2 protein-coding genes are annotated in these 8,792 nt (G+C 70.7%); both read right to left on the bottom strand.

What is annotated here, in order from left to right; all coding sequences use genetic code 11:
* Positions 1 to 3,334: amino acid adenylation domain-containing protein (locus G3N93_RS28295; protein WP_241026739.1), on the bottom strand; the 3,334-nt coding region annotated here is incomplete at its 3' end.
* Between the two features lie 9 nt (positions 3,335 to 3,343).
* On the bottom strand, positions 3,344 to 8,792 hold a 5,449-nt coding region (locus G3N93_RS28300; RefSeq protein ID WP_206134444.1), incomplete at its 5' end, for a non-ribosomal peptide synthetase.

Genomic DNA, 8,792 nt, shown 5'->3' on the forward strand with positions numbered 1-8,792 from the left:
CTTTCTGCCCCCTCTGTCTCGTGTCGACGCTCTCACGTGCTGGCAGCTCTGTCAGGGCGTGCACGGATCTTTCGAACAGCGCACGCACCGGCACGTCGCGGCCGAGCCGTTCGGCCACGCGCGTCGCAACGCGCACGGCGGCGAGCGAATGGCCGCCGAGATCGAAGAAGTGATCGCCGCGGCCCACGCGCTCGAGATTCAGCACGTCGCACCAGATCGCCGCGAGCGCGGCTTCGTCGCCGTCGTGCGGCGCTTCGTACGCGCGTTCGACGCGCACCGGCGCCGGCAGTCGTGCGCGGTCGACCTTGCTGTTGGCATTGCGCGGCAGTGCGTCGAGCACGATCAGTTGAGCCGGCACCATGTAATCGGGCAGCGTGCGGCGCAGGTGCGCGTCGAGCGTCGCGGCTTCGACCGGCTGCGCGGCCGCCTGTGCATCGGCAGTCAGTTCGACATACGCGACGAGCTGCGCGAGTGCGCCCTGCCCGTGCACGACCGCGCAGGCTTCGCGCACTGCCTCGTGCGCGGCAAGCTGGGCCTCGATCTCGCCGAGTTCGATGCGCAGCCCGCGCAGCTTCACCTGGTGGTCGACGCGGCCGATGAAGTCGAACACGCCGTCTGCGCGACGCCGCACGAGGTCGCCCGTGCGGTACAGCCGCGCGCCCGGCGCGCCGTACGGATCGGGCACGAAGCGCTCGGCCGTCAGCGCCGGGCGGTCAAGATAGCCGCGTGCGACACCGATCCCCTCGCCGCCCAGATACAGTTCGCCGATCACGCCGACCGGCAGCGGGTGCAGGCGTTCGTCGAGCACATGCGCGGTGCGTGCGCCGACCAGCGTGCCGATCGGCAGGTACGCGGCGTCGCCGAGCTTCGCGAGATCGTCACCGGGCCGGAACATCCACAGCGTCGGCGTGATGACGGTCTCGGTCGGGCCGTAGCCGTTGACCACGCGCACGTTCGGCAGCGCGCGGCGCAGCATCGCGAACGCCTCGCGCGACGTCGCCTCGCCGCCGACGGTCAGCGAACGCAGCGTCGGCGGTGCGCCATGCGCGAGCGCCCATTCGGCGAGTTGCGCGGCGCAACCGGGCGGCACGTAGGTCATCGTCACGCCGTCGCGGACCATCATCGCGCAGGTCTGCGCCGGCGGCCACAGCACGTCGGCCGTCACCGACACGGCGGCGCCCGACATGTATTGCGAAAACCAGCCTTCGTGCGCGCCGTCGAAGTTGACCGACTGGAACAGCAGGAACACGTCGTTCTCGCCCGCGCCATAGCGCTCGGCAATCGCCGCGCAATGCAGCGCGAACGACGCATGATCGACGATCACGCCCTTCGGCTTGCCGGTCGAACCCGACGTGTAGATCGCATAGGCCGCGTGGCCCGGCAGCACGTCCGGCAGCACGACGTGCGCGGCTTCGTCGAGTGCGTCGACTTCGTCGGCGCGCCACACGCGCAGGTCCGGCAATTCGGGCAGCGACGCGACGCTCGCGCCGTCGGTCAGCACGTGCGCGATGTTCGCGTCGCCGACGATCTGCGCGAGCCGTTCGCGCGGATGCGCAGGATCGAGCGGCACGAACGCGGCGCCCGACTTCAGCACCGCGATCAGCGCGACGAGCAGGTCGACCGAGCGCTGCAGCGCGACGCCGACGCGCATTTCCGGTCGTACGCCGGCTGCCACCAGGTGGCGCGCCAGCCGCGCCGCGCGCGCATCGACTTCACCGCGCGTCAGCGCGCGATCGATATCGGCGACGCCGCGTGCGTCGGGCCGTGCCTGTGCATGCGCGGCGATGCGGGCATGAACGGGCACGAACGGTTCGGATCCGGTTGCGCCCGCCGGCGCGTTCCACGCGAAAAGCTGCTCGCGCTCGGCGGCGGGCAGCCAGTCGAGATCGCCGACCGGCATGTCGGGGCGCGCGAGCGCATCGGCCAGCAGCGTGACGAAGCGCGCGGCCAGCCGTGAAATCGCGTCCGCTTCGAACAGGTCGAGCGCATAGATGAATGCGGCGTCGAACGTGCCGTCCGGCGTCGCTTCGACCGAAAGCGTCAGGTCGAATTTCGCGGATGGCGTGCCCGACGGCAACAATGCGGCCGACGCCGCGCCGAGCGCCGGCAGCGCGCGGCGCTCGCCGTACGCGGCCATCACCTGGAACAGCGGATGGTGGCTTGCACTGCGCGGCACGCCGAGCGCGTCGACCACCTGCTCGAACGGCACGTCCTGGTGCATCTGCGCGTCGACGAGCGCACGCTGCGTGCGCGCGACCAGCGACGAGAAATCGCCGTGCGCGGGCACATCGACATCGATCGCCAGCGTGTTGACGAAGAAACCGATCAGGCCGGCGACTTCCGCACGTTCGCGGTTCGCGGCCGGCACGCCGACGCAGATGCGCGCGTCGCCGGTCGCGCGCGCCAGCAGCGCATCGAGCGCGGCGAGCAGCACCGCGAACGGCGTGGCGCCCGATGCAGCCGCGAATGCGCGCAGTTGCGCGCCGATGCGCGCGTCGAGCGAAAATACATGGCGTGCACCGCGCGCACTACGACGTGCGGGTCGTGCCGCCGCGCCCGGCAGCGCCAGCACGCCGCGTTGCGGATCGAGTCGTTCGCGCCAGAACGCGAGCTGGCGATCGCGTTCGCCGGCGTCGAGCCAGCGGCGCTGCCACAGCGCGTAATCGGCGTACTGGATCGGCAGCGGCGCGAGCGGCACCGGCCGGTCGGACGCATACGCACGATAGAACGCCGCGAGTTCCTCGAGCATCACGCCCGACGACCAGCCGTCCGACACGATGTGATGCACGGTCAGCGCGAGCCAATGATGCGTCGCATCGAAGCGCACCAGATGCGCGCGGACGAGCGGCGCCGCGCCGAGATCGAACGGCTCGGCTTCATCGGCCGTCGCGACGGCCTCCGCGCGCGCCGTGCGCTGCGCCTCCGGCAGCGCCTCGAGATCGGTTTCGCGCCACGGGCAGCGCAACGGCGCGTGGATCGTTTGCGCGACACCATCCTGCGCTTCGTCGAACGTCGTGCGCAGCGCCTCGTGGCGCGCGATCAGCGCGTCGCACGCAAGACGCAGCGCATGCGCGTCGAGCGGGCCCGTCAGCGCCAGGCGCTCGGTGATGTGATACGCGTCGGGCGCATCGATCAGCCGCGCGTGCAGCCACAGCCGCGTCTGCGCGAACGACGCCGGCACGCGGTCGCTGCGTGGCGTACGCGGCGGGATCGGCAGCACGCGGAAATCGATGCCGGCGGCGCCGAGCTTGTCGATGAAGACCGCGCGCTGCGCGTCGGGCAGTTGCGCGAAACGCGTCGCGAGCGCGAGCCAGTCGGGTTGAACCTTCGTCATCCGTCGTCCTTATTGGGTTTCCAGTTCGCCGAGCAGCGCATCGATCGCGCTCGCCGCGTCGGTTTCGCCGCGCGCCGCGCAGGCCGCGTCGATCGCCTCCGCGCAGCGCGCCAGCGTGCGCGTGTCGAACAGCGTGCGCAGCGGCAATGCGAGCCCCCAGTGCAGGTTCGCCTGCGCGTGGGCCTGCGTCGCGGGCAGCGAATGGCCGCCGAGCAGGAAGAAATCGCCGTCGCGACCAATCGCGTCCACGCGCAGCACGCGTTGCCAGATCTCGGCGAGCGCGCGTTCCGTGTCGGTCGCGAGCTCGGCTCCGGCCGCCGCCTCGCGCACCGGCGCGGGCAACGCATGGCGGTCGCACTTGCCGTTCGGCGTGACGGGCAATGCATCGAGTTCGATCAGCTGCGACGGCACCATGTAAGCCGGCAGTTGCGCGCGCAGCGCGTCGAGCAACGCCGCCCGGTCGAGCGGGCCCGCGTCGCCGCGTGCGACATAGCCGATCAGTTGCTCGTCGCGCACGATCACGACCGCATCGTTCACGCCGGGCGCCGCGCGCAGCAGCGCCTCGATCTCACCCGGCTCGATCCGCTGGCCGCGCAGCTTGACCTGCGTATCGACGCGGCCGAGGTAGTCGAGCGCACCGTCGGCGCGCCGACGCGCAAGGTCGCCCGTGCGGTACATGCGCGCGCCCGGCACGAACGGATCGGGCACGAAGCGCTCGGCGGTCAGCGCCGCACGGCCGAGATAGCCGCGCGCGAGGCCCGCGCCCGCGAGATACAGTTCGCCGGTCGCACCGGCCGGCACCGGCTGCCAGGCGGCATCGAGCACGTGCAGCTGCAGGTTCGCGATCGGGTGGCCGATCGGCACCGCGACCGCATTTGCGTCGTCGGGGCCGCAGGTCCAGTGCGACACGTCGATTGCCGCTTCGGTCGGCCCGTACAGGTTCACGAGCGTCGCGTTCGGCAGCAGCCGCGCCATCTTCGCGACGAGTTCCGGCGCGAGCGCCTCACCGCTCGCGACGATCAGGCGGACGCTGTCGCACTGCGCGGCGGCCGAGAAATCGTCGAGATAGGCGGCGAACGCGGCGAGCATCGACGGCACGAAGTGCAGCACCGTCACGCCGTGCGCATGGATCGCGGCGGCCAGACGCGCCGGATCGCGGTGATCGCCGGGCGCGGCGATCGCGAGCTTCGCGCCGATCGCCAGCGGCCACACGAATTCCCATACCGATACGTCGAAGCCGAACGGCGTCTTGTGCAGCACGACGTCGTCGCGCGTGAGCCGGTATGCGTGCTGCATCCACGCGATCCGGTTCGCGAGCGCGCCGTGCGTGTTGCCGGCGCCCTTCGGCTTGCCGGTCGAACCGGACGTGTAGATCAGGTACGCGAGTTGGGCGTCGTCGATCGTGGCGGTCGCGTTGGCAGCGTCGTTTTCGGTTTCATCGGCGAGCAGGTCCGCAACCGTGAGCAACTGGGTTGTCGCACCGTCACCCAGTGCGGCCTCGACCTGCTCGCGCAGGTGGGCCTGCGTGATCGCGACCGCCGGCCGCGCGTCGCGCAACATGTATGCAATGCGCTCGGCCGGATAGTCGGGATCGATCGGCAGGTAAGCCGCACCGGCCTTCAGCACGCCAACCAGCGCCATCACCATGTCGAACGAACGCTCGACGCACAGCGCGACCGGCGTGTCGGGCTGCACGCCGCGTCGGCGCAGCGCGGCCGCGATGCATGACGTGCTGACGTCGAGTTCGCGATAGGTTGTGCGATGCACACCGCCGTGAATGTCCGCGTATTCGAGCGCGATTGCGTCGGGCGTCGACCGTGCCGCGTCGGCGAACTGCAGATGCAGCGGCTGACGTTGTCCGTCCGGCCAGGTGTGCGCGGTGTCCTGCGCACGTACCAGCACGTCGCGAGTGGCATCGTCGGCGATCGACAGCGTGCCGAGCAGCGCATCCGGCGTGCGGGCCAGCGCATCGAGTGCACACGCGAACGCGCGGTGCCAGGTTTCAACCTGTCGTGCATCGACGCGCGCGGTGTCGTAGCCGTAGTCGATCGTCAGCTCGGCGCCACTCTCGATCACGAGCGTCAGCGCGAAATCGGTCGCTTCGATGCTGCGCACGCCGCTCAATGCGAGTGCACGCGGATCGGCGTCGCGCGCCGAGTCGTCCACCGGGTAGTTCTCGAACACGACCAGCGTGTCGAACAGTGCGCCGCCCGCGCCGCGCGCCCAGCGCTGGATGTCGGCGAGCGGCGTGTGTGCGTGCTCGGCGGCAGCCGCGTTCTCGCGTTGCAGCGTTTGCAGCCAGTCGGCCGCGCGTTGCTGCGGCGCGGGTGCGGTAATGACCGGCAGCGTGTTGATGAAGAGACCGAGCACCGAATCGACGTCCGCGAGCGCATCCGGACGGCCCGCGACGGTCGCGCCGAACGCGACGGCCGGCTGGTGCGTCATCCGCTGCAGTGCGAGCGCCCAGGCGCCCTGCACCAGCGTGTTGACGGTCAGCTTCAGTGCACGGGCGGTCTGCGCGACGCGCGTCATCGCGTCGGCATCGAGCGTTGCGCGCCACGTGACCATTTCGGCATCCGCGCGGTCGGCCGTGCGTTCCGCAATCAGCGTCGGTGCGTCGAGTCGCGCGAGGCGTTCCGTCCAGAAGCGCTCGTCGGCGTCGCGGTCGCGCGTGCCGAGCCATGCGATGAAATCGCGATAACGCAGCGCCGGGCGGCTCGCGAACGGCGACACGGCGTCCGGGTCGCGATAGTCGCGCAGCACGTCGGCGAGCAGGCGTGCGGTGCTCCAGCCGTCGAGCAGCACGTGGTGACGCGTCCACACGACGCGCCATGCTGCGTCGGTCACGCGGATCAGCGTGAGCCGCATCAGCGGCGGCTCGCGCCAGTCGAAACCGCGTGCGCGGTCGGCCGCGAGCCATGCGTCGAAAGCGGCATCGAACGTGTCGCCGCGCGTGCGCCAGTCGAGCTGTTCGACCGGCATTCGTGCGTGGCGATGCACGCACTGCAGCGGCGCGGCTTCGTCCGGCATCACGCTCGTGCGCAGGATGTCGTGGCGCGCGATCGACGCTTCGAACGCGGCGGCGAGCCGGTCGGCGTCAAGCGCGGTCGCGGTCGCGACGAGCTGGTTCACATAGCTGGCGTGACCGGGTGCGAACAGCGCATGGAACAGGATGCCCTGCTGCATCGGCGACAACGGATACACGTCGTCGATCGTGCGCCAGTCGAGCGGCGTGCGTTCGATCGCGGCCTGCGTCAGGCCGGCGGCGTGCGCGAGCGGGAAATCGCCCGGCGTCGCGCCACCGCCGCGATGCGCCACGCGCGACGCGCACGCTTCGACGAGTTCGCACAACGCCGCCGCGAAGCGTTCGGCGAATGCGTCGATCGTCGCGCGTTCGAATTGCGGTGCGCCGTAGACCCAGTGCACTTTCAGCGTGCGTGCGCCGTCACGATCCGTGTCGAGGTAGGCGTGGATCGCGAGCGTATTGCCGAGCGGCCCCTGTGGATCGCGCTCGATGCCGGTGCCGCCGAAGCGCGGCACGAGCGTGGCATCGCGCGGTGCGTCGAACTGACCGAGATAGTTGAACGTGACGCGCGGACGCGGCACGGCGGCCAGCGCCGCACGCGTCGCCGCATCGCCGTAGTGCGCGAGCACGCCGAAGCCGAGCCCTTTGTGCGGCACCGCGCGCAGCACGTCCTTGACCGCGCCCAGCGTGTCACTCGGCGTGGCCGCGACCGGCAGCGTCACCGGGTAATGGCTCGTCAGCCAGCCGATCGTGCGGCTCGCATCCGCGTCGTCGAACAGCGCCTCGCGGCCATGCCCTTCCAGTTCGACGCGGCACGATGCGGCACCGCTGACACCGGCCAGCGTCAGCGCAAGCGCCGCACCCAGCAGTTCGATCGTCTGCGTGCGATAGGCCGCATGCGCATCGGTCAACGCTGCGCGCGTCAATGCCGCGTCGATCGTTTGCACGACGACAGCCGCATCGGCGTTCGTCGCCGTTGCGTCGGGATGGTCGGGCACGACGTCGTCGCCCTGCGCCATACCGGCCCAGTAAGCGGCTTCGTCCGCGAACGGCGATGCCGGTTCCGTCGCCGCACGGGCGAGCCGTGCGGCCCACGCATCCGCGCGCAGGCCCGGCTGCGACAGCCGGATCGGCGTGCGTTCGCATGCGGCGCGGTACGCCGTGTCCAGGTCGTCGAGCAGGATGCGCCACGACACGCCATCGACGATCGCATGGTGAATCGCGAGATAGAGCTGCGTCGAGCCGTCCGGCAAGCGTGCCGCGCAAGCGCAGCCAAGCGGCCCGCGGCCGAGGTCGAGACGGCGCTGCAATGCGTCGAAGCGCGCAAGCGCGTCGGCATCGTCGCGGGCGGAGACTTCGACGAACGGCAGTGCGTCGTAAGGCTTCGCCGCATCGCTGGCGTGCCACGTACCGTCCGCGCCACGCGCGAAACGCTGGCGGAATGCATCGTGATGCGTCAGCAATGATTCGAAGGCGCGCGCGAACGCATCGGCGTCGAACGCCCCGCGCACGTCGAATGCAACCGACTGGTTCCAGTGGCCCGGATGCGGGATGTCGAGCGCGAAGAAGCGCTGCTGCGCGGGCGTCAGGACCTTTGCAGTCACCGGTGCGCTGGCTGCGACCGCGGGTTGTACGGCAGCAGCGGCAGCCACGTCCTCCGTCTTCGCGATGCGGGCGAGTTCGGCGACCGTCGGGCCGTCGAACAGTTGTTTCGGCGTAAAGCGCACGCCGCGCTTGCGCGCACGGGCGATCACCTGCAGCACGAGAATCGAATCGCCGCCGAGTTCGAAGAAATTGTCGTTGCGGCCAACCTGCGGCGCCTTCAGCACGGCCTGCCAGACGTCGGCGAGCACCGTTTCGACCGCGCCCTGCGGTGCATCGCCGGATGCAGCTGCGACCGGCGCAGCCGCCAGTTCGCGCAGCGCGGCGCGATCGATCTTGCCGTTCGCCGTGACCGGCAGGCGCGCGAGCGCGACGAATTGCGCGGGCACCATGTAGTCGGGCAGTTTCGCGGCAAGCGCCGTGCGCAAGGCAGCCTCGTCGAAGTTCGCACCGTCGCGCATCACGACGAACGTCGCGAGCCGCAGGCGGCCGTCGTGTTCGATCGCGAGCGTTTCAGCCTGCGCAACCGGGCCGGCCGCACGCACCGCCGCACTCACCTCGCCCGGTTCGACACGGTAGCCGCGAATCTTCACCTGGTCGTCGATGCGGCCAAGGAACGCGAGCCGGCCATCCACACGCAACCGTACGCGGTCACCCGTGCGATACAGCCGCGCGCCGGGCGTGAACGGATCGGGAACGAAGCGTTCGGCGGTCTGCGCCGGGCGCCCGAGGTACCAGCGCGCGACGCCCGGCCCGCCCGGACACCGATCGACCGTCGCACCGGCCGGCCCGCACGCGCCCAACCGGCACAGCGTCGCGGAGGGACAGAGG

This window comes from Burkholderia sp. Se-20378, from assembly GCF_017104665.1.
In the GTDB taxonomy this organism is placed as follows: Bacteria; Pseudomonadota; Gammaproteobacteria; order Burkholderiales; family Burkholderiaceae; genus Burkholderia; species Burkholderia lata.